Below are 20,860 nucleotides of genomic sequence, written 5' to 3'. Positions count from 1 at the left end.
GCTGCACGTCCGCGCATGGTGCGCGGTCACGGTGGACGTCGCGCGGTCTGCACCAGACCCGCCCGGCCAGCATGGCACGGCATCGGGCGCGGCGGCAGGCCCGCCGCCCCGACGCGCTGCTTACGCCCCGTGCTCCTGGCGCAGCTGCCGCGCCGCGGCCACCATCGCCGCCAGCTTGCCCTGCGCGACCTCGCGCGGCAGGTACTTCATGCCGCAGTCCGGCGCCAGGATCACCTGCTCGGGCGCGATGTGCCGCAGCGCCTTGCGGATGCGCTCGGCGACCACCTCGGGCGTCTCGACGTTCATGTCGGACAGGTCGATGCAGCCCACCATCACCTGCTTGCCCTGCAGCTGCTCCAGCACGGTGGTGTCCAGGTTGGATTGCGCGGTCTCGATCGACACCTGGGTGCAGCGGCAGCCCGCCAGCTCGGGCAGGAACGAGTAGCCACTCGGGCGCACGTGGATCACGGCGGCGTAGCCGAAGCAGATGTGCACGGCGGTGGTGCCCTGCACGCCTTCGAGTGCGCGGTTCAGCGCCGCCAGGCCGTACTGGCGCGCCTTTTCGGGCCGCGCCTGCATGTAGGGCTCGTCGATCTGCACCACGTCGGCGCCCGCGGCGAAGAGGTCCTTGATCTCGGCATTGACCGCGTCGGCATAGTCCATCGCCGCCTCTTCCTCGGTGGCGTAGAAGTCGTTCTGCGCCTGCTGTAGCATCGTGAAGGGACCGGGCACGGTGATCTTGGTGCGGCGCGTGGTGTGGCGCTTGAGGAAGAGGAGGTCTTCCACCTCCACCGCGTGCCGGCGGCGGATGCGCCCCACGATGCGCGGCACCGGGTTGGGGTGCCCCGAGCGGTCCAGGGCGGTGCCGGGGTTGTCCAGATCGACGCCGTCCAGCGCCGTGGCGAAGCGGTTGGAGTAGCTCTCGCGCCGGATCTCGCCGTCCGAGACGATGTCCAGCCCGGCCTCTTCCTGCGCACGGATCGCGAGCAGGGTGGCGTCGTCCTGGGCTTGTGCCAGCCAGGGCTCCTGCAGGCGCCACAGCTCCTGCGCACGCACGCGGGGCGGAAAGCGGCCGGCGAGCTTGGCGCGGTCGATCAACCAGTCGGGCTGCGGAAAACTGCCGACGATGGTGGTGGGGAACAGCATGAACGGGGTCCTTGGGCGCGTATGCGGAACGCACAATGTATCGGCCCGCCGCAGCCACGGGCGCGCGTGGAATCCCGGATGCCTGCTCAGGCAAACCGCGCTGCCCGGCCGGCGGGCCGGCGGCCGCCGGCGCGGGAACCCTCTCCACCGTCGGGCATCTCGTCTTGCCCTACCATCGGTGCCTGTCGCGGGGACGGCCCCGCCCCTTGATCGAGGGCAACGATTGCCGGGACGGCCCGGCCCACCGCGGCGCCTTTCTCCGGTGCCGCCATCGCCCACTCAGCACACATGCGCACGGTACGGGACCGCATCCGGCACGCGGTCAGCTTCGAACTCATCGGACTCGCCCTCATCACGCCCCTGGGCGCCTGGGGCTTCGGTCTTTCGCTTCACGACATGGGCATCGTCGGCGTGGTCAGCGCCACGCTGGCCACGCTGTGGAACTACGTCTACAACGTGGCTTTCGACCACGCGCTGCTGCGCGCCAGCGGCACCACGCTCAAGGGGCCGTGGACGCGCGTGCTGCACGCGGTCGCCTTCGAGCTCGGCCTGCTGGTCGTGCTCATGCCCTTCTTGGCCTGGTACCTGCAGATCAGCCTCTGGGACGCGTTCGTCATGGACGCGGCGATCGCGCTGTTCTACATGCTCTACGCCTGGGTGTTCAACTGGGGCTACGACCGCGTCTTCCCGCTCGCCGAATGGCAGGAGCAGGCGCAGGCGGGGCACCACAGCACGTAAAGGGCCCGCCGCAGAAGACCGCGGCGGCGGGCGGATGGATACAGGCGCAGGGACACCTGCGCCTGCGGGCTCGACCTTAGTTGCGGTCCGGGCGCATGCGCTGTGCCGACGCCATGGAGCCGTCGGAGGCGCCTGAGCCCGCGCGCGCTGCGCCCTGGCCCGAGCCGCCGCTGCCCTGTGCACCCATCATGCGCGAGGCGCGCGCCGAGGACGGGTCGTAGGCTGCGACCATGGCCTGCTGCGAGTCCCACAGCGCCTGGCGCGCCTGTTCCATGGCCCGGTTGCGGCGCTCACCCGCGGGTTGCTGCGCCATGGCCTGGATCGATTGGCGCAGGTTGTCGGCCGCCTGCATCAGCTGGCGCACCGATGCCTGGTACTCGGTGTCCGACGCAGCGGCGGAGCCCCGCCGCTGCGAAGGAGGCGTGCGGTCGATCTCGGGAATCGCGCCCGAGCCGCGCATGTCGGGCGGCAGGGCGATCATGGCCGACTGCGTTTCGAGAAGCGCCTCGTGCGCCTGGTCGATGGCGCGGTCACGGTCGGGGCCGGCCTGCTTCTGCGCCATGGCCTGGATGGACTCACGGAGGTTCTGGGCCGCCTGACGCAGCTTCTCCATCGAGGGCGCCGCGTTGTCGCTGGAAGCAGCGGCGGAAGACGCCGCAGAGCCGCCTTGCGGCGATCCGGCGGCGCCCTGCGCCAGGGTCGCTGCCGAAGCGGTGAACAGCGTGGCCGAGATGATCGGGACCAGGATGCGGTTGTTGCGCATGTCTATCTCCTTTCAAGGTTCCGGCGAGGAAGCGTCTGCCCGAGGTCGAGCGGCCGCAATTACCTCAAGCCGTGATGATTGTGGGAGCGCGGGCTGGAGCAGGAGTTTCGGCGTGGACACCTGCCGATACGCAAGTGACATGGGCCGAGCGGGCGCTGCGTGGTGCGTGCAGAGCTGCTTCGGCAGGGGGATGGCGGCACGACCACCGCAGCTGCCGCACCGCGGGTGCATAGCACCGGATCGCAGCCCGCGCGATAAATAAACGAGAGGCTCAGGCGCACAGCCGGCCTCTCGCGGGAAATCGCAAGGCGGGCAGCGGACCGGCCTGTCAGCCGGTCGTGCGCCGCTCACCTTCGTTATCGCTGCTGCTGTCCGGAGGACTGCTGCTGCTGCTGCTGCGGACGGTTCTGGAATTCCTGCTTGCTGATCCAGCCGTCGCCGTCCGCGTCCACCCGGTTCCAGTTCTCCGCAATTTGCGGTGCGGACATCACCTCGCTGCGGTCGAGGCGGTCGTTGCTGTCACGGTCCAGCTGATCGAACTGCGGCGTGCCACCCGCGCCCATGCGCTCGGTGGAGCCCTGCTCCTGCTGTCCCGACGACTGCTGCCCGGAAGACGACGCCGACTGCTGGCCCGAGGAGCCGGACTGGCTTTGCTGCTGCTCCTGCTGATGGCGCTGGAACTCCTGCTGGCTGATCCAGCCGTCGCTGTCCCGGTCTACCTGGCTCCAGTTGTCGCGGATGCTCTGGGCCGACTGCACCTCGCTGCGATCCAGGCGGTTGTCGCCATTGCGGTCCAACTGGCTGAACTGCGGGCTGCCGCCGGCTCCCATGGCCTGCGTGCCGCCGGACTGCTGGCCCGGCTGGCCGGCGGTGGTCACGACCGTCACCACATAGCGATCGACCTCGGCAACGTAGCTCGGCTCGTTCATGTTGGCGAACCAGTTCTCGTCCAGGGCCTGCATCCGCCGGGCCTGGTTGCGGTCCACGTTGGCGATCAGGTCTTCCCCATTGCGCGCGAGCTCGAAGTTGGACAGGGGCATGGCAACTCGCCGACTTGCGGTCAGCCAACCCGGATCGAAGTCCACCACCACGTAATGGACCTGCTGGTTCGCCATGTTGATCACGATCGATTCGATTTCACCGATGTCCTCGCCTGCCCGGGACACCAGATCTCGATCCAGCAGATCGCTCACGCGCATGGCGCTCGCCGTTTCCGTCGGCTGCTGGATGTTGTATGCCTTGTCGATGCGGTTCCAGGCTTCCTGGTCGCGCATGACGCCCGGTTCACCCCACTGGGTGCGGCGGATGGCCGCTACGGCCAGCCGTTCCTTGTCCATGTTCTGATAGATCACGGCCTCCCGGCGGCGGTCCATGCGCAACTCGCTCAGGGGAACCGCGAACAGGGTTTCCTGGGTGAGGATCTCGGGATTGAAGCTGAGGATGGCGTAGCGCACCGCGCCCGTGTTGACGTTAACCACGAGGTCGTTGATCTCGCCGAGATTGGCGCCCTGGGCGTTCGTCACCTGCATGCCGATCAGCTCGTTGGCACGCACGGCGCGGTACTGGCTTTGTTGTTGCTGGCCGGACTGGCTCTGGCCGGCCTGCATCTGGCCCGACTGCTGCTGGCCGGAGGTCGCCTGGCTCGACGCCGACTGGCCCGACTGCTGTGCCGACGCGACGCCCTGCGCGGCGGCAAGGGCGACGGCGAGCACGCCGCCGGCGATGGCCGTGGCGCGCAGCTTCGTGGGTTGCTTCGTGTTCATGAGCGAGTTCTCCTGGTGTGTTGGACTTGAAGGGGGGAAGGGCGCGTTCCTGCGGGAACGGCCGCGTCTGTGCATCACGCAGAGCCATGCATCGCGTGACGTAGGGCCATGGTCACGCGCCGCCATGGAGCGAATGCGCAAGGAGGTAACACCCGCCAGAAAATATGCGTGCCGAGAGGCGCACCCGACGGTGGAGGCGGCCGCACGCCGGTCAAGCGGGCTGCTGCGGCAGCAGGTGAAAACACTTCACGCTGAAACGACGTTTACCAGCGAATGAGTTCGCCGGGAACTTCTGGAAAGGGATGGGGAGAAATCGGCTGTGGCTCACGGGCCGGGCTGACGGGCAGCCGGAGAAGAAACCGGTCCAGAGAGAGGTGGCCGGTGTTCCCGTGTCCAGGAGAAGGTGTGTGGAGCGGGCGATGGGAGCCCGCCACTACTCTTCTGCCTCTGAGAGCGAGCGGTGAAAGGGGCATTTTGTACGTGGGGTTGTACTCCGCCAAGCTCGGCAAGCGCAATCAGGAGAGGCTCACGGGGGTGTATGCCTGGGCCCTCGGTCCCTGAATCAATGGAAGGACTCGAACAGTACGCGCCGCGCAAGCGTCACCATTTCCACCCGGCTGCGACGCCGACCTGCGACGCGCATGCGATAAGCGCTGCTTCATCTCGTACGATCGGCAGGGCACCAGCAACAGTGCGTTATCTTCCATACACAGACACATCAGAGCGCCCATGTCACAGTCCACCGCATCCGCCGACGGTCCGTTCACGACGTCCGCAACGCGAGCGGCCTCGCCATCTGCGGTTGCTGGCTCCGCGTGCATTTCCGTCACCTCCGTGCTTCGCACCCTTGCGTTCGCTATCGCCCTGCTGCTGCTGCTTCACCTCTTCGTGGTGTTCGCCTACATCATTGACTGGCGCCTGCCGGGCATCGAGCGCTTCTACTTCGACAGCGAGGGCAACGTGCCTACCTGGTTCGGTTCGGCGCTCCTGCTCGCAGCGGCCCTGGTGCTGGCGGTGATCGAGGCGGTAAAGCGCGGGGTACGTGATCCATACTGCAGGCACTGGCTGCTCCTGGCGCTGCTCTTCCTGGCCCTGTCGATCGACGAGGCGGCCAGCTTTCACGAAGTGCTGATCAAGCCCATGGTCAGCATCTTCAACCTGAGCGGCTTCTTCCGCTTCGGCTGGGTTGTTGTGGGTGGCCTGTTTGTTGCAGCGGTGCTGGCCTACTACCTGCGCTTCCTGGGCAGCCTGCCGGCCCGAACGCGCATGCTGTTCCTTTTGGCGGGCGGCGTGTATGTGATCGGCGTCCTGGGCATGGAGATGGTTGGAGGCTACTTCTTCCTGGAAGGCGCCGCGGCGACGGGAATGTCGTTGGTGCCCTACATGGTCGCGATGACGATGGAAGAGACGCTGGAGATGGCGGGCGTGCTGCTGTTCATTTACGCGCTGCTGGACTACCTGCGCAGTAGTGCGCCTTTCATCGAACTCCGGCTGCGGTGACGTCTGGGAATCCGGCCGCAAGTGGCTCCCGCTCTGTCGCCTGAGCTCATTGCCAAGCGAGTCGGTTCCACGCCAGCGCCTTGTGCAGTATCTCTCCTGGGCTCGTTGCGCGGCGTCAGCCGTGACGCTCGCCGCCAGGATACGCCGCAGTTGGTCTACAGCAGTTGCACATGACGCACGACCAGGCGGGCGAAGTAGATGCCGCTCTTTCGTCTGTAGATGCTACCCACAGCGAAACTCCTTCTGTATGAGGCCGCTGTGCGTTTCGAGGGGTGCTGCTAAGAATCCTTAGGGATCAAGCAGTTGGGTAGAAATGGAGCGGGCGATGGGAATCGAACCCACGTCTTGAGCTTGGGAAGCTCAGGTCCTGCCATTGAACGACGCCCGCGAGGCAGCCCGGGATTCTAAGCGCAGTTGAATCAGTGTCTTCTGCGATGTGGGATCAGGGGGCAGCATCGACGGGGCTCCGTCCGCTGCGCAGGCGTGAATTCGACCACGCTGCTTCGTCGGAAGGCGCAGTGCTTGCCGCGCGCTAACCCTGCGGCCCGGACGCGCCCGGGTGCCCCGACGGGCTGCCAGCTCCTGAGCAAGGCTCCGCTTTCCTCAGGTTCATTTCACCGGCTGGTGCCGAGTCGCAAGTGGCGCGTCACGTGGTCACAGATCAGGCTGCGCGCGGGCATGGCGGCGTAGCAGATGTTCGAGCCGACGAGCGCGTGAATCGCCCCGGGATTCCTGGAGGCCAGTTGGTTCGCGCGGTGAGAATGGTGCAGGAGCGGGGGTCACATGCTCCGGTGCGCCACGCTTTCACCGGCTCTTGCAGATCTGCTTCGCGCTCCATGCGCCCCGCACTTCCGGCGCGGGGCGCCTTCTTTCGCGCGACTAGTTCACGATAAATTCACCCGACGAGCTTCGTACTTGGAAGCGGCCTTCCCCGGCGTACTCCAATTCGATCATCTCGCCTTGGCCGCCGACGACCGCACCGCCGGCGCCCGTGGCCGTGCGGTTGCCGTAGCTCAGGTAAAGGGGACCATCGTCTCCGGCGTTGTCGCCGCCCACTTCGGCAACGTTGTTGCCAGCCAGGATCACGTTGCCGTCACCGGACACCGTAACCGCCCGCCACGCTCGCCGGGCCTCCACGGCAGTGAACGTGGCACCACCGTCGAAAGACATGCGAAGCTGGTCTCCCCCACTGGCGACTGCGATGACCTGGCCGTCGGCGGACATTGCAACCTGATTCACAGCCGCCGGCGTGGTAATCGGCGTCCAGGTTGCGCCGCCGTCGCTGGATCGCAGCACCAGTCCATCCTTTTCGGCGACGAGCATTTCCATGCCGTCAGCGGAGGTCGCGGCGCGGTACCACCTGGTGCTCGTGGTACCGGGCGCGGCAGTCCAGGTCAGGCCACCGTCGGCAGAGGTGTAGACGCTGTCTGACGAAGCGACGGCCACCAGCCGCTGTCCGTCGTCCGAAGCCGCGATGGCTTCCCAGTTTCGCGCAACGCCACCGCGCGCCGTCCAGGTGGCACCAGAGTCCCTCGACACGTAGATGAAGCCTCCGCGGTCGGCGACAAGCAGAGTAGTGCCGTTGTCGGCTATGGCGGTGCTCAGCCAAAAACCGCCCGCACCTACCGGTTCGACGCTGGTCCAGGTCTGTCCCGCGTCCCTGGAGTAGTAGACGCCACCGAATGCTGCCGTGGCGATCATTGCGCTTCCGTCCGGGGAAATGTCGATGGCCGTCCAGTTGATGCCGGAGGGGCCCGTCTGGCTCCAGGTGGCTCCGCGGTCCCGCGACACGTGGACGAGACCGCGACCGCCGAGCACGACGTTGGAAACCGCTGCCAGTGTGTTGCCGTCTTCCGATGCGGCTGCGAAGTGCCAGCCATCGTTCGGCCCTGCGGTGGACCAGGACGCACCAGGCACGGGATTGCCGCCGAGCCCGGACGTGACCACGTACTGAAGCGGGTTCTGCACGACACGCCAGTCGTTCGCGCTCTGGCCGGTGATCTTCACCGTCGAACCGACGGCGGGAGATGCCGGCAGGACGAGGTCTACAGTGCCCGCAGCGCTGGCGTTGACGACATAGTCACCGCCGCTCGCCAGCTGCTGCGACAGGCCGGAAACGATGGTCGTGCCAGGCGCGGGCGCGGGCGCGGGTGCGGGTGCGGGTGCGGGTGCGGGTGCGGGTGCGGGTGCGGGTGCGGGTGCAGGTGCGGGTGCGGGTGCGGGTGCAGGTGCGGGTGCGGGTGCGGGTGCAGGTGCGGGTGCGGGTGCGGGTGCAGGTGCGGGTGCAGGTGCAGGTGCAGGTGCAGGTGCAGGTGCAGGTGCAGGTGCAGGTGCACCTCCACCTGCGCCAGAAACAGGCGCCGGCTCCTGTGCAGGAACTGGTGCCGTCGCCACGACCAAGCCGCCCAGGCTGGGCGGGGGCACCGGTGCCGAAGAGGGTGGTGCCATCGTTGGTGAGACCGAGACCGACCGCAGTTCCACAGTCATGTCATCGATGCGGCCGGCCGACCAGAGGCGAACGATCCTGTAGCCGGCGTCCATCGAAACAGCCCAGGTCGTCTTCGATTGCGTGGAAGAGCCGTCTGAGAAAGCCAGGTTTTCCGTTACTTCGACATGCAGTTCCCCGCGGGACCCCATCGAGGTTCCGTACGAGGAACGCAGTAGCCCTTGCCTCGAAGATCTATCCGGGCCGCGCCAGCACTGCATCTCGAACAATTGCCCCGACTGTCCGACGGACAGGGTTTCGGGAATTGAATTCCCGGTGGGTGCGTCGCAAAACAGCGGAATAGAGGGGCCGAATTGCGCAAGCGGCGCCAGAGACCCCGAGTCCGCATATTGATAACTCGTCGAAACGTCGGGAATTGTCTGCCCATCGAGATAGAGCGTCGTGCGAGCGGTCGCGACGTTCTGCCACGCATTGCGACCATTGAAGGTAACCAGCTGGCCTTTGCTCAGCGTCTGCGTGATATCGCCTCTAAAGGGAACGGATTCACCATTGGCGGAAGCTGTTCCAGCAACGCTGAACGAGACCTGATATCCGTTCTCCGCCGCGTGCCGCAGCACTTCCTTGAAGGGGTACTGCGATTGTGCAGATACTGCCTGACCTGCATCCTCACCGCCCCCACCGCCGCCGCATGCGGTAAAGAGCACTGAGGTTGTAGCGGCTGCGGTAAGCCTAGCAAAATTAATCAAGGTGCTTTCCTTCGTCGATGCGAAACACGTACTGCTTCAGCGGCGTATGGATCGCAATGTCGCGAACTCACTCCGCGCCGGACCCCAGTGCTTTAGCAGTGACGGCTGCCAATTGCTTGGTATGCACGAGCATCAGCCGGACTCCCCCTACGTCGATGTAATCGACTGCGCCCCCTGTTTGTCGGAACTGGCCGACCGTGGTCCCGAGGTCTTTTGCGCGGCCGCGGTCGCGTGCACCTGCAGCTCATCAAGTCACTTGCGTGCTCGTTGGCCGCGAGTATTTCCGGGCCCTCTGTGCGCAAGCCGTTGGCACAATCGCAGCCTTGATTGCCTACGCGTCCCGCATGCGGAACCTCCTCCTTTCGTTCCATCTGGCCAGCGCCATCCACTGGCTGTGCAGCATGCGGTCCTTGCTGCCGGCCCTGCGTCCGCCGGCGACCGCGGCGCTCCATTCCGCCGAGCGGCAAAAACTGCTGGTCAGTGTCCTGCGCCGCTTCTGCTGGACGCGCGGCGTGTCACCAGAAGAGGGGCGAGGCATGAGCGCGATCGCCCCTTGTGGCCCGCAACCGCGGCCGTGCTCCTCCGGCGCTGAAGCCCCTTGAGCCGCCTGCGCAACGCCTGGAGCCGCGTCCGTTCCGCCGCGCTGGCCATCCCCGGCCTGCGCGTGATGGCGCTGGCCATCCGCAACTACGTGATGCACCAGAGCGCCAACCAGGCCGGCAGCCTGGCGTTCTCGTGGGTGCTGGCCATTTTTCCGCTGCTGGTCCTGCTGTCCGCGTCCGCCGGCTATGTGGCGAATCCCGGCGACGCCGCGGCGCTGGTCGAGCGCGTCATCGGCTATGCCCCTCAGCTGGTGCAAGAGGCGTTGCAGCCGGTGATCCGGCAGGTGCTGGCCCAGCGCAACCAGGTGCTGGTGACCATCGGCATCGTGGCGACGGTGTGGACGGCTTCGTCGGGCATGCAGGCGATCCGCTCGGCACTGAACCGCGCCTACGGCATCGAGCGCGGCCTGTCCTTCTGGAGGGCCCGCATCAAGGTCACGCTGTTCACGGTGGTCGCCGGCGCGATTCTGCTGACGGCCTTCAGTTCGGTCGTCGTCATGCCCTATGTGTGGCACCTGCTCGCACAGGCCGGCATGGGGCGGGACACGCTGTGGCTGCACTACGGCGTGCGCTACGGCGCGGCTTTCCTGGTGATGGTGGTGCTGTACTCCCTGCTGTACGGGTGGCTGCCCGACATCCGTCAGCGCGTCTCCACCGTGCTTCCCGGCGCGCTGGTGGGGGCGGCGTTCTGGGTGGCCGCGGCCGCCACGCTTTCCTACACCCTGCGCACGGCAGGCAAGCTGGCGCTGCTCTACGGCAGCTTCGCCGGGGTGGTCGCCACGCTGGTGTTCCTCTACATCACCGCCACCACGCTGATCTTCGGCGCGGAGATCAACGGGGTGTTGCGGGGAGGGCCGGAACGATCACCCCGGAAGTAGGACGCAGCCTTCGTGCTCGGCGGCACCTCGGCCTCGGCTCACCGCATGGCGCCGTGCCGGAAGCAACCCGTCTCGTGGTCGTTGACCAGGCCGGCCGCCTGCATGAAGGCGTAGCAGATGGTCGAGCCGACGAACTTGAAGCCCCGCTTCTGCAGGTCCCGGCTGATGCGGTCCGACTCGGGTGACCTGGCCGGGACGTCGCCGCGCTTCTCGATGCGGTGATCGATGGGCCGGCCGTCCACGAAGCCCCAGATGTACGCGTCGAAGGAGCCGAGCTCGCGCTGCACCTGCAGGAAGGCCCGGGCGTTGACCAGGGTGGATTCGATCTTCCCCCTGTGCCGCACGATGGACGCATCGCCCAGCAGCCGCTCGACGTCGCGGTCTCCGAAGCGCGCCACGCTCTGCGGGTCGAAGTTGCTGAAGGCCTTGCGGTAGCCCTCGCGCTTCTTCAGCACCGTCTCCCAGGACAAGCCGGCCTGGGCTCCCTCGAGCGTCAACATCTCGAAGAGCAAGCGGTCGTCGTGCACGGGCACGCCCCACTCGGCATCGTGGTAGGCCAGGAGCAGCGGTCGGTTGGCGCACCAGGCGCAGCGCGGGGGGGCAGAAGGAGCGCTCATGAGGGCGGGGGCAGGGCGAATGGGGCAGCGTACCAGGGGCGCCCGCGCTGCCCTCGGAACGTATTGCGCCCGCTGCATTGCGGCGCCAGTTCGCTGCGTCGCTCCCGGCTTCCCAGCCTCAGCCACGCGCCTCCCGCTTTCCGGGCATGCTGGACGTCGCCTGCAAGCGCATCACGGCCGCGGTGCGTGTCTCGACGCCGAGCTTCTCGTAGATGTGCTCCAGGTGCTTGTGCACCGTGCGTGGGCTGATGGCAAGCATGGTGGCGATGTCGGCGTCGGTCTTGCCGCAGGCGAGCCAGCGCATGACGTCCACTTCGCGCGGGGTCAGGTGCGTCGCCGCCGCAGCGCGAGGCGTCTCAGGTGCTTCGCTGCACCGCTGTGCCAGGCGGGCCATGCGCTCCAGGCGCGGCTGCAGGCGCTCGAGCCGGCGGCGCTCGCGTGCGGCGATGCGGGGGCGGCGCCGCACGGCCAGCTCTACCAGCTGCAGCCCGAGTGCGAGGGCTTCGGCGTAATCGCGTGCGGAGAGGTGTGCCACCGCGGCCTCCTTCTGGGGGATACGCAAAGCGGCGTATGGAAGGCGCTTCGCGGTCGCACCACGATGGCAGTCCATCCACCCCATTCAGTATTCAAGCGAGGAGCGGAGCATGGCCATTTCGGAATCGAAACTCAATGTGTTCATGGAGAATTTCGTGCGCGATGCCGGCGCCGTGATGCATGCCGCCACGGTGTTCGTCGGTGACCAGCTCGGCTTGTACAAGGCGCTCGCGCAGGGCCCGGCCACCGCCGCCGAGCTGGCCGCGCGCACCAGCACCGACACCCGCTACCTGCTCGAGTGGCTCTCGGCCCAGGCTGCGAGCGGCTATGTCGAGTACGACGGCGCGACCCAGCGCTTCTTCATGACCGAGGAACAGGCTTTCGCGCTGGCCCAGGAGGACAGCCCGGCCTTCGTTCCGGGCGCCTTCCAGATCGCGGTCGCGCAGTTCAAGGCGATCCCCAAGATGATGCAGGCGATGCGCACGGGCCTGGGGCTGGGCTGGCACGAGCACGATCCCAACCTCTTCCGCGGCACCGAGCGGTTCTTCCGCCCGGGCTACGCTGCGAACCTCGTCGATCAGTGGATTCCGGCCATCGAGGGCTTGCCGGCCATGCTGGAGCGCGGCGTCCGCGTGGCCGACGTGGGCTGCGGCCACGGAGCCTCGACGCTGCTCATGGCGCGGGCCTATCCGGCTTCGCGCTTCGTCGGCTTCGACTACCACGCGCCTTCCATCGAGCACGCCTCCACCATCGCGCGGGAAGCAGGGTTCGGATCGGACCGCCTGGACTTCCAGGTTGCGGGCGCTGCCGACTACCCCGGCCGCTGGCACCTGGTGACGTTCTTCGACTGCCTGCACGACATGGGCGATCCGGTGGGCGCGGCGCGCCACGTGCGCGAGGCGCTGGAACCCGATGGCGTGTGGATGCTGGTGGAGCCGTTCTCCAATGAGCGGCTGGAGGACAACATCAATCCCGTGGGCCGCGTCTTCTATTCGGCCTCCACCTTCATCTGCACGCCGGCGTCGCGCTCGCAACCGGGCGCCCGCTGCCTGGGCGCGCAGGCCGGCGAGCAGCGGCTGCGCGAAGTGGCGCAGGAAGCGGGCTTCCGCCACTTCAGGCGGGCGGCGCAGACGCCGTTCAACCTGATCTTCGAAGTGAAGCCCTGAAGACCTCCGGCGCCGCGGCTGCACCCATGGGCGCGTCCGTGGTGCACCCGGGGCGCCTCGCCGCGCCAGGGTGCAGGCTTCACGCCGCGACGCGCGAAGGCATCGGGGTGCGGCTCTGCGTGCGCCCCTCGATGGAAAGCCGCGCCCGGTTGGATCCCCTGGCGGGTGGCGCGCACCGCCGCCTTCGACGCTCAACGTGCGCCGCCGATGCCTTGCAGTTGCGAGCGCACGTAGGCGGCGATGTGCCCGGCGAGTCGCCCGAGGTCGGCCTGCAGCACCCCGAAATCCGTGTGCGCCTCCAGCGTGCGCTCGTCCATGTAGCGGCTGCGGTTGATCTCGATCTGCAGGCTGTGCCGCCCCTGTGCGGGCCGGCCGTGCCGTGCCACCAGTTCGGCCCCGGCGTAGGGATGGTTCACCGCGACGCTGTAGCCCATGTCCTGCAGCGCCCCTCGCACCAGGGCAGTGAATTCCGCGGCGCAGGAGATGCCGCCGCGGTCGCCCAGGACGAAGTCGGGCCGCACGGCTCCCGCATCGGGTGCGCCCGCCGGCCCGATCGACCACATCGAGTGGCAGTTCACGTGCCACACCTGTCCATGGCGCCTGTGCGCGTCGTCCAGCGCCGCCTGCAGGGCCTGGTGGTAGGGGCGCCAGAAGCGCTCGATGCGCCGGCGGGCCTCGGCGACGGACAGGCGGCGCTCGTAGATGGGAACATCCGGATCGAGTACGCGCCAGATCAAGCCATGGCCGCGCTGCCCGGCGGCGCTCTGCACCGCCTCGTGCGGCCACGGCGCATCCAGCAGGGCTGCGTCGAGATCGCTGTCGAGCCGGTTCGGGTCGATGTAGGTGCGCGGGAAGCGCGCGGCAACCAGCACGGCCGCATGGCGGGGAGCGTGCGCGAACAGCTCGTCCACCAGACGATCCTCGCCGCGCCGCAGCTGTTCGATCGACACCGCCGCGTCGAAGTCCGGCGGGTACACCGAGCCGCTGTGGGGCGAGTCGAAGACGAGCGGCAGCGCGGGTCCCTGGGGGGCGGTGCAGGTGACCGGCTGCACCTCGGGCGGCGTGGCGCTGCCGGTTCGCTCCGTCCCGGACAGGAACTGCTCGGTCATCGCGCGACTTGCGGTCGGCTGGGGTGCATGGCGTGCATGCGGCGAACAATCACATCCGGCACGGCGGCGCGCGGTGCGCGCTGGCTGTCGGTGGCTGTAGGAGCGTGTCGCGGGGCCGCGTCCGGCGTGCGCGTCACCCCACCGTCCTGCCGAAAACCCTTATGGTGGTGCGCAGGGCCTGCCGCCCGCCAACCACGAATCCCCTTCATGGCGCTCTCGTTTCCAATCGAAAACCACATCCTGCAGTTCACGCTGCTGGTGACCGCGGCCTTGCTGGTGCAGATCACCGTGGAGCGGGTGAAGCTGCCTGGCTTGATCGGCCTGCTGCTGATCGGCATTGCGATAGGGCCCGGCGCGCTCGATGTGCTGCCGCGCGAGCCGGTGGCCGAACTGATGGGGGAGATCGGCCTCGTCTACATCATGTTTCTCGCGGGTATCGAGATCAAGCTCTCGGTGCTGCGCGAGCACCGGCGCGAGGTCGCGGGTTTCGGAACGTGCAGCTTCGCGCTGACCTTCGCAGCGACGCTGGCGGCAGCGTGGTGGCTCGACTTCTCCTGGCAGGGCGCGCTGCTGCTGGCCACCGCCTTGTCCTCGCACACGCTGGTCGCCTATCCGGTGGTCAAGCAGATGGGGCTGCTGCAGCGCCAGCCCGTGGTCACTGCCGTCGGCGGAACGCTGCTGACCGACACACTGGCGCTGGTGGCGCTGGCGATCCTCGTGGAGGCCAGCGCCAAGGGGGACGGCGGGGCCTGGGCCTGGCTGCAGCCGCTGGCGCTGCTGGCGGTGCTGGTGGCGGTCTCCGCGCTGACGGTGCCCTGGATCGCTCGCCGGCTGTTCGCCAGCGAGCGGATCCCGCGCGCAGAAAAGGCGCTGTTCGTGCTGGTGGTGCTGCTGGTGTTGGCGTCCGCAGCGCGCGTGATCGGGACGGAGTCGATCCTGGGCGCCTTCCTTGCGGGCCTGTGCCTGAATCCGTCGATCCGTGGTCGCCACGAACTGCACGAGCACCTCGGCTTCGTCGGGCGGATGGTGTTCATCCCCTTCTTCTTCATCGACACCGGCATGCGCATCGAGTTGTCCGTGCTGCTGCAGCCGCAGGTCTGGACCATGGCTGGCGCGATGCTGGTCGCGGTGCTGGCGGCCAAGTCCGCGGCGGCCTGGGCGATCGGCGCCTGGTGGGGCTATGGGCGCAGCGACCGGCTGCTGATGATCGGCCTGACGACGCCACAGGCGGCGGCCACGCTGGCGGTGACCGTCACCGCGAACAGCGTGGGCGCACTCGATGCGGTGGTGGTGGACGCCGTGGTGGTGGTGATCCTGCTCACCTGCCTGTTCGGCCCGCTGCTGGCGCGCTACGCCGGGAACAAGGTCGTACAGCGCAAGGAGCCGGCGCAGCAGTCTCCGGTGAAGGAGCCGCAGCAGGAGATGGAGTAGGTCGCCCGCCGTGCACCCTCAGGGTGCGGAGCCAGCCGGCGTGGCGGCGCCCAGCTTTGCCGGCTGGGCTGCGAGCACCTGGACCAGCATCAGCACCACGCCCAGCAGCGCGGCGATGGAGCCGGCGCCGAGCACCGGGCCGACGGCGGCCTCGCTGGCGATGCCGCCGTACAGCAGGTACAGGCCCACCGACAGCACTGCCGCGCCCACCTGGTGCAGCGCGGTCTGGGCGATGGCCATGCGCACGCTGGAGGCCGACAGCCACAGCCGGTACACCACCGCATAGATCGCCGAGACCACGAAACCCAGCAGCATGATGTGCGCGTGCGAGACGTGCTGGCCGTGGTTTTTGGACGTTGCCATCACGATGCCCAGCACCATGCCGGCGATGGCAAACACCAGTCCGAAGAGAAGATGCCAGCGCGAAATCTTTTCGATGCTCATGAGATGTCTCCTGCGTTGTCGTTACGTCGGATGCAGCGCTGCAGTGACCGATCGTGGGCGTCGGTCGCGGCCTGCGCCAGGTAGCCCGTCTGGGGGGCCGAGCAGATCATAGGCAGCCGCGCGGCGGCAGGCCAGTGGCGCGGCAGCCGCATGGCGCGGGGCCGCATCCGCGCGGCGGCCGGTCCTATAGTCACCGCATGGCGTATGAACTGCACTACTGGCCCGGCATCCAGGGCCGAGGCGAATTCGTCCGACTCTCCCTCGAGGCGGCGGGCGCCGAGTACGTGGACGTGGCGCGCGGCGAAGGCGGGCTCGAGGCCATGCGCCACTTCCTGGAGCATCCCTCGGTGCAGCGGCCGCCGTTCGCCTCGCCCTTCCTGGTGGACGGGTCGCTCGTGATCGGCCAGACGGCGGCGATCCTTCTGTACCTGGGGCCGCGTCTGCGGCTGGTTCCGGCCTCGCTGGCGGACCGGCTGTGGGTGCACCAGATCCAGCTCACCATCGCAGACCTGGTGCAGGAGGTGCACGATCTGCACCATCCCATCGCCAACGCGCTCTACTACGACGACCAGAAGGACTCGGCCTTGCGCCGCAGCGAGGATTTCCGGCGCAACCGGCTGCCCAAGTTCCTGGCCTGGTTCGAGGCCGTGCTGGCGCGCAACGCGCGCAACGCCCGCCGCACCGTGCCCCGGCTGGTGGGCGCCCGCCTGAGCTATGCCGATCTGTCGCTGTTCCAGGTGGTGGACGGCCTGCTCTACGCGCTGCCCGAAGCGAGCGGGCGCGCGCTGCGCAAGACGCCGCTGGTGGCGGCGCTGCACGCCGGCGTGGGCGCGGAACGCCGCGTGGCGCAGTACCTCGCCAGCGAACGCCGGCTGCCGTTCAACGAGGAGGGGATCTTTCGCCACTATCCGGAACTGGACGGCTGACGACGCGGCGGCCGCGGCGCAACGGGCTGCCCGTGTAGTCACATCGGCGGGACAAGGAGCAGGCAGCAGGGTTGATCCTCCATCGCCGCTGCGGGCTCCGGTGGCCCACGGCAGCCAGTTGCGATGGCACATTGGCAGCATGTCTCAACTTTCTCAACCTTCCGGCCGGCCGCCGCTCGTTCCACCCGCGCCGCCGATAGTCGCTGCCGGCGCGACGGAGGTCGAGGTCTCATCGCGCTGGATCGTGCGGACACTGGCATCGATCACGGCCATCCTGCTGGCGCTGCACCTGGCGGTGGTCTGGAGCTACCACACGGGCGTGTCGTTTCCGCTGCGCGCGCGCCTGTACATGGACGCCGAGGCGAACCTTCCGACCTTCTTCTCCACTGCGCTGCTGCTGCTGGCCGCATTGCTGCTGTGGCTTGTCGGATCCAGAGCCGGTGCCGGTGCGCCGTCGCGTCCGTGGCGCGTGCTCAGCCTCGTTTTCCTCGCGATCGCGGCAGACGAAGCCGGCGGCTTCCACGAACTGCTGATCGATCCGCTCGCGGCGGCGTTCGATCTGTCGGGCGCGTTTCGCTTCGCGTGGGTGGTGGTCGGCATCGCGGTGGTGGCGGTTTTCGCGGCGGCCTTCCTGCCGTTCCTGCTGCGCCTGCCGCCGCGCACCCGGCGGCTGTTCGCAACCGCCGCGGCGCTCTACGTCGGCGGCGCACTGGGCATGGAGATGGTCGGCGCCAGCCTGTTCCAGGAAGAGGGCACGCCGGGGCGCAACATGCTGCCCTACATGCTGGCGGCCACGGTGGAGGAGTTGCTGGAGATGGTGGGCGTGCAGGTGTTCATCTACGCCTTGCTGCGACACCTGCGCGAGACCGCACCGTTGCTGGATCTGCGCATCCGATGATCGACCCTGCACACGGCTGAGTCGCCGCGCCCCGGCCGAGCCGAAGCGGCCGGGGGACTGGACCGGGCGTCGCCCAGTCGTTCAGTCGTTCGCCAGCCGCCGCAGTGCGTCGCGCAGGAAGGCGCCGTTGCGCACCTGCTGCTGCAGCGCGCGTGCGTTGCGGGTCATCTGCCGGTACGCCTCGGGCGTGACGCGCTGCGGCAGGTCGCCGAGTTCGCCCAGGTGGGCGACGGTCACACCGATGCGGCGCTCCCGCACGAAGCGCGCGATGGCCGCCTGCTCCCACACCACGACCGGCAGACCCAGAGCGGCATAGAGCGAGAGCTTGTGCGGGTTGTTGTATCGCATGTACTGGCCGTACATGCCGCTGCACTCGGTCACGCCCTGGCCGTCCCAGATCAGACCGAAGTGGGCCGCGGCATCCAGCCGGGGGGCGTCCGGGCTGAAGGCACCGTGGTAGTACGGGCGCAGCGACGGAGCGCGCTCGGGCTCGAAGAAGGCGCCGTACAAGGCCAGCTCCACGTCGCCGCGCCGTGCGAGCTCGAGCAGTTGGGGGTGGTAGATGTAGCCGGCCTTGTCGTGGGAGAGGTTGCCGGCGCACACGATCTTGACGGGCGACGAGAGCTCGCTCGCGTGCCAGGGCGCGTGGGCCGGCGCAAGGTAGTCGAACAGCTGCAGATCCACGATGCGGCTGCGGATGCCGCCCTCGCGCAGCCAGTCCGTCATGCTGGGGTTGTGTGAGATGAGACCGTCGAACAGGCGCAGCACGGCGAGCTCGCGCCGCGCCGGTGAGTCGGGATAGCGCAGCGAGTTCAGGTCGTGCAGGAGGGCATAGAGCGGCACGCGCAAAAGCCGTTTGAGCAGCCCCAGCATGACGAGCCGCTTGCGCTGCTCGACCGGGTATTCGATCAGCAGGTGGTTGCCCGGGCGCAGGTGCGAGCGCAGGCGCGCAAAGAGCCGCACCCAGTCGGCAGGGTTGGCGGACCAGGGCAGCGGCACCACCTCGTAGCCCGAGTCGAGCACCTGGTGCCGCACGTCGGCACGGGCCTTGGTCCACGCGGTCTTCTGGTCGGGCACGGGGGTGGTGAGCAGCACGTTGCCGGTGCGTGGACGCGACTGCTCGCTGGAGCCGGCTGCGGGTTCATGCGCTTGTCGGCAGGTTTCGTTTTGCTGGGGCCATGTCGCGTTCAGGGGGCGGTGCTTCATCGTCGAAATGCGTGTGAACGGGTGTGTAAGCCGGTGCGGCGGGCGCGCGACGAAAGGCCGCGCGCACACGCCGTCCCCGCGGGGGCCCACGGCGTGCGGGATGCGCGGTGGCGCAAGTGCGAAAGTGGCGGCCTTGAAACGGCCGGCATCGTGGTGCCGGCCTGCGGGCGCTGACGTTCCGTCGTGCGCCGCCGCCGGACAGGCCGGTCAGACGGTCTGCTGCTCCATCAACTCCTGCTTGCGCTGTTCGAGCCGGGTGCCGAGTGCGTCCAGGTCCATGCCGGCACTGCGCGACTGTGGAAACATCTTCTCGCGCTCGTCCTGGACGTGGTGCTCGATCAGCTTCTGCAGTTCGAGGACCATGTCGTCCTTCACGCCCTGCGATTCCAGCTTGGAGACCAGCTGCTTGGCTTCCTGGTGCTCGTGCACGGCGTCGTCCGCAACGTCCTTGTCGCCGACCTTCTGGCGGAACGCCGGATAGAAGATCTCCTCTTCGATCTGGGTGTGCACCGTGAGCTCGGTGCAGATGGTGCGCACGATGTGCTCCTTGCGGCCACGATCGGTTTCCGACTGGAAGTCCTTGAACAGCTGTTCGACCTTCTTGTGGTCGTCGTCCAGCAGCGTAATGGCGTCTTTCTGGGGCATCTCGAAACTCCTTGGGGTGTTAGTGGCGCCAAGGTATCGCGGCGGATGGGCAGGCCGCGCGCGCGGTATTCCGGCTTCGGTGTCGTCGTGCACTGACGGCCTGTGCGGGACAGCGGCCTGCGCCTGGGCAGTGGGCTTCGCCCCGTGTGCACGGCGAAAAAAAACCGGCGGGCGATCTCGCGATCGCGGCGCCGGCCAAGCTTCACGCAGGAGGGAACTGCGCAGGAGCGAGAGGAGGAACAGCAGGGTGCGGGGCTGCCTACTTGGGCATCACCACGCTGTCGATGACGTGGATCACGCCGTTGTCGGCGGTGATGTCGGTCTTGACCACGTTGGCGTTATCGACCTTGACGCCCCCTTCGGTGCGCACCATGAGCGAGCTGCCCTGAACGGTCGGCACGCTGCCGGCCTTGACGTCCTTGGCCATCACGCGGCCCGGGACCACGTGGTAGGTCAGCACGGAGGTCAGCTTGGCCTTGTCGGCCAGCAGGGCGTCGAGCTGGTCCTTGGGCACCTTGGCGAAAGCTGCGTCGGTGGGCGCGAAGACGGTGAACGGGCCCTTGCCCTTGAGCGTCTGGATCAAGCCGGCCTTTTCCAGGGCCGTGGCGAGCGTCTTGAACTCGCCTGCCGCGACGGCGGTCTCGACGATGTCCTTGGCCTGGGCGCCGACGGCGGCGAGGGACAGGGCTGCGATCAGGATGGTCTTTTTCATGGGAACTCCTTGGTGGGGTGGATGGGACTGCGTAGGGACTGCGGGGTCGTTGAAAGGCTGCGCGAATGCTCAAGGGCTCGGCAGGATCACGCGGTCGATGGCGTGGATGACGCCGTTGGTGGCTGCGACGTCGGTCTGCACGATGCGGGCGGTGCGGGCGCGCTGGTCGGTGATGACGAGGTTCGAGTTCACGGTGAAGGTGTCGCCCTGCACGGTGGTGATGGGCACGCCCACGGGCACCTGCGAGCTCAGCACCTGGCCGGGTACCACGTGGTAGGTGAGCACCTGGGTGAGCAGGGCGGGGTTGGCCAGCAGCTGCTCCTTGGTCACGCCCAGCTCGGCCAGCAGCGCCGCGAATGCGTCGTTGGTCGGTGCGAAGACGGTGAAGGGGCCGGGGCCGGAAAGCGTGGGCACCAGGTCGGCCGCCGCCACCGCTTCGACGAGGGTCGAGAAGCGCGGGTCGGCCTGCGCGGTCTGCACGATGTTCCGGTCTTCGGAGCCGCCGCCGCAGGCGGCGAGGACCGCGACGGCGGAGACGGCGGTGAGGCGCTTGATCCAGTTGAGCATGATGTGACTTCCTTCGGTTGATT

General features: G+C 68.0%; 20 protein-coding genes and 1 tRNA gene. 8 read left to right on the top strand and 13 right to left on the bottom strand.

What is annotated here, in order from left to right; genetic code table 11:
• Positions 1-120: 120 nt before the first annotated feature.
• On the bottom strand, positions 121-1,146 hold the full coding sequence (locus WG922_RS05625) for a uroporphyrinogen decarboxylase family protein (RefSeq protein WP_340281283.1): 1,026 nt from the start codon (positions 1,144-1,146) through the stop codon (positions 121-123).
• Positions 1,147-1,434: 288 nt separating this feature from the next.
• On the opposite strand from WG922_RS05625, the gene WG922_RS05620 reads away from it, so the two are divergent.
• Positions 1,435-1,884 carry a PACE efflux transporter gene (locus WG922_RS05620; RefSeq protein WP_340281281.1) on the top strand — a complete coding sequence of 150 codons (450 nt, stop codon included), beginning with the start codon at positions 1,435-1,437 and terminating at the stop codon, positions 1,882-1,884.
• A gap of 76 nt (positions 1,885-1,960) precedes the next feature.
• Here the strand turns inward: WG922_RS05620 and WG922_RS05615 are convergent, their stop codons facing one another.
• Together WG922_RS05615 and WG922_RS05610 are read right to left on the bottom strand one after the other, a co-directional pair.
• Positions 1,961-2,647 carry a hypothetical protein gene (locus tag WG922_RS05615; RefSeq protein ID WP_340281279.1) on the bottom strand — a complete coding sequence of 229 codons (687 nt, stop codon included), beginning with the start codon at positions 2,645-2,647 and terminating at the stop codon, positions 1,961-1,963.
• Positions 2,648-3,003: 356 nt separating this feature from the next.
• Complete coding sequence (locus tag WG922_RS05610; RefSeq protein WP_340281278.1) at positions 3,004-4,410, bottom strand: PRC-barrel domain-containing protein; 1,407 nt, start codon at positions 4,408-4,410, stop codon at positions 3,004-3,006.
• Positions 4,411-5,244: 834 nt separating this feature from the next.
• Between WG922_RS05610 and WG922_RS05605 the strand changes: the two genes are divergently transcribed.
• The gene (locus tag WG922_RS05605) at positions 5,245-5,910 is read left to right on the top strand and encodes a hypothetical protein (protein ID WP_340281277.1); all 666 of its coding nucleotides are present in this window, start codon (positions 5,245-5,247) and stop codon (positions 5,908-5,910) included.
• Between the two features lie 314 nt (positions 5,911-6,224).
• Here the strand turns inward: WG922_RS05605 and WG922_RS05600 are convergent.
• Both WG922_RS05600 and WG922_RS05595 read right to left on the bottom strand, forming a co-directional pair.
• A tRNA-Gly gene (locus tag WG922_RS05600) sits at positions 6,225-6,298 on the bottom strand.
• A gap of 491 nt (positions 6,299-6,789) precedes the next feature.
• Positions 6,790-9,102, bottom strand: a complete 2,313-nt coding sequence (locus WG922_RS05595) for a hypothetical protein (protein WP_340281275.1) — start codon at positions 9,100-9,102, stop codon at positions 6,790-6,792.
• Between the two features lie 323 nt (positions 9,103-9,425).
• Here WG922_RS05595 and WG922_RS05590 point away from each other — a divergent pair, with 323 nt between their 5' ends.
• Both WG922_RS05590 and WG922_RS05585 read left to right on the top strand, forming a co-directional pair.
• A complete protein-coding gene (locus WG922_RS05590; RefSeq protein ID WP_340281273.1) occupies positions 9,426-9,704 on the top strand; it encodes a hypothetical protein in 279 nt (92 codons plus the stop codon).
• Positions 9,701-10,582: a YihY/virulence factor BrkB family protein gene (locus WG922_RS05585; protein ID WP_340281272.1), complete on the top strand. Its 882-nt coding sequence runs from the start codon at positions 9,701-9,703 to the stop codon at positions 10,580-10,582. The genes WG922_RS05590 and WG922_RS05585 overlap by 4 nt, the downstream gene beginning before the upstream one ends.
• A gap of 38 nt (positions 10,583-10,620) precedes the next feature.
• On the opposite strand, the gene WG922_RS05580 is transcribed toward WG922_RS05585, so the two are convergent.
• On the bottom strand, positions 10,621-11,199 hold the full coding sequence (locus WG922_RS05580; RefSeq protein WP_340281271.1) for a DNA-3-methyladenine glycosylase I: 579 nt from the start codon (positions 11,197-11,199) through the stop codon (positions 10,621-10,623).
• A gap of 118 nt (positions 11,200-11,317) precedes the next feature.
• Positions 11,318-11,734, bottom strand: a complete 417-nt coding sequence (locus WG922_RS05575) for a helix-turn-helix transcriptional regulator (protein ID WP_340281269.1) — start codon at positions 11,732-11,734, stop codon at positions 11,318-11,320.
• A 109-nt stretch (positions 11,735-11,843) separates the two neighbouring features.
• Between WG922_RS05575 and WG922_RS05570 the strand changes: the two genes are divergently transcribed.
• On the top strand, positions 11,844-12,899 hold the full coding sequence (locus WG922_RS05570; protein ID WP_340281267.1) for a class I SAM-dependent methyltransferase: 1,056 nt from the start codon (positions 11,844-11,846) through the stop codon (positions 12,897-12,899).
• A 191-nt stretch (positions 12,900-13,090) separates the two neighbouring features.
• Here WG922_RS05570 and WG922_RS05565 read toward each other — a convergent pair whose 3' ends face one another.
• Positions 13,091-14,008 carry an N-formylglutamate amidohydrolase gene (locus WG922_RS05565; protein WP_340281265.1) on the bottom strand — a complete coding sequence of 306 codons (918 nt, stop codon included), beginning with the start codon at positions 14,006-14,008 and terminating at the stop codon, positions 13,091-13,093.
• A gap of 207 nt (positions 14,009-14,215) precedes the next feature.
• Between WG922_RS05565 and WG922_RS05560 the strand changes: the two genes are divergently transcribed.
• Positions 14,216-15,439: a cation:proton antiporter gene (locus WG922_RS05560; protein WP_340281263.1), complete on the top strand. Its 1,224-nt coding sequence runs from the start codon at positions 14,216-14,218 to the stop codon at positions 15,437-15,439.
• A gap of 18 nt (positions 15,440-15,457) precedes the next feature.
• Here the strand turns inward: WG922_RS05560 and WG922_RS05555 are convergent, their stop codons facing one another.
• Complete coding sequence (locus tag WG922_RS05555; protein WP_340281261.1) at positions 15,458-15,883, bottom strand: hypothetical protein; 426 nt, start codon at positions 15,881-15,883, stop codon at positions 15,458-15,460.
• A gap of 197 nt (positions 15,884-16,080) precedes the next feature.
• On the opposite strand from WG922_RS05555, the gene WG922_RS05550 reads away from it, so the two are divergent.
• Both WG922_RS05550 and WG922_RS05545 read left to right on the top strand, forming a co-directional pair.
• Positions 16,081-16,809, top strand: coding sequence for a glutathione S-transferase (locus WG922_RS05550; protein ID WP_340281259.1), 729 nt, complete (start codon positions 16,081-16,083; stop codon positions 16,807-16,809).
• A 139-nt stretch (positions 16,810-16,948) separates the two neighbouring features.
• Positions 16,949-17,707, top strand: a complete 759-nt coding sequence (locus tag WG922_RS05545) for a hypothetical protein (RefSeq protein ID WP_340281258.1) — start codon at positions 16,949-16,951, stop codon at positions 17,705-17,707.
• Between the two features lie 81 nt (positions 17,708-17,788).
• On the opposite strand, the gene WG922_RS05540 is transcribed toward WG922_RS05545, so the two are convergent.
• From WG922_RS05540 to WG922_RS05525, 4 genes are all read right to left on the bottom strand, one after another.
• Entirely contained in the window at positions 17,789-18,913 is a 1,125-nt protein-coding gene (locus tag WG922_RS05540; RefSeq protein WP_340281257.1) for a hypothetical protein, read from the bottom strand.
• Between the two features lie 207 nt (positions 18,914-19,120).
• The gene (locus tag WG922_RS05535) at positions 19,121-19,558 is read right to left on the bottom strand and encodes a hemerythrin domain-containing protein (RefSeq protein ID WP_340281255.1); all 438 of its coding nucleotides are present in this window, start codon (positions 19,556-19,558) and stop codon (positions 19,121-19,123) included.
• Positions 19,559-19,817: 259 nt separating this feature from the next.
• Positions 19,818-20,270 (bottom strand): fasciclin domain-containing protein, encoded by a 453-nt coding sequence (locus WG922_RS05530; RefSeq protein WP_340281253.1) that lies wholly within the window; start codon positions 20,268-20,270, stop codon positions 19,818-19,820.
• Positions 20,271-20,339: 69 nt separating this feature from the next.
• Entirely contained in the window at positions 20,340-20,837 is a 498-nt protein-coding gene (locus WG922_RS05525; RefSeq protein ID WP_340281252.1) for a fasciclin domain-containing protein, read from the bottom strand.
• Between the last annotated feature and the right edge of the window lie 23 nt (positions 20,838-20,860).

It is taken from the genome of Ramlibacter sp. AN1015, from assembly GCF_037726105.1.
Classification (GTDB): domain Bacteria; phylum Pseudomonadota; class Gammaproteobacteria; order Burkholderiales; family Burkholderiaceae_C; genus Ramlibacter.
This window is presented reverse-complemented; position numbering and strand designations above follow the sequence as displayed.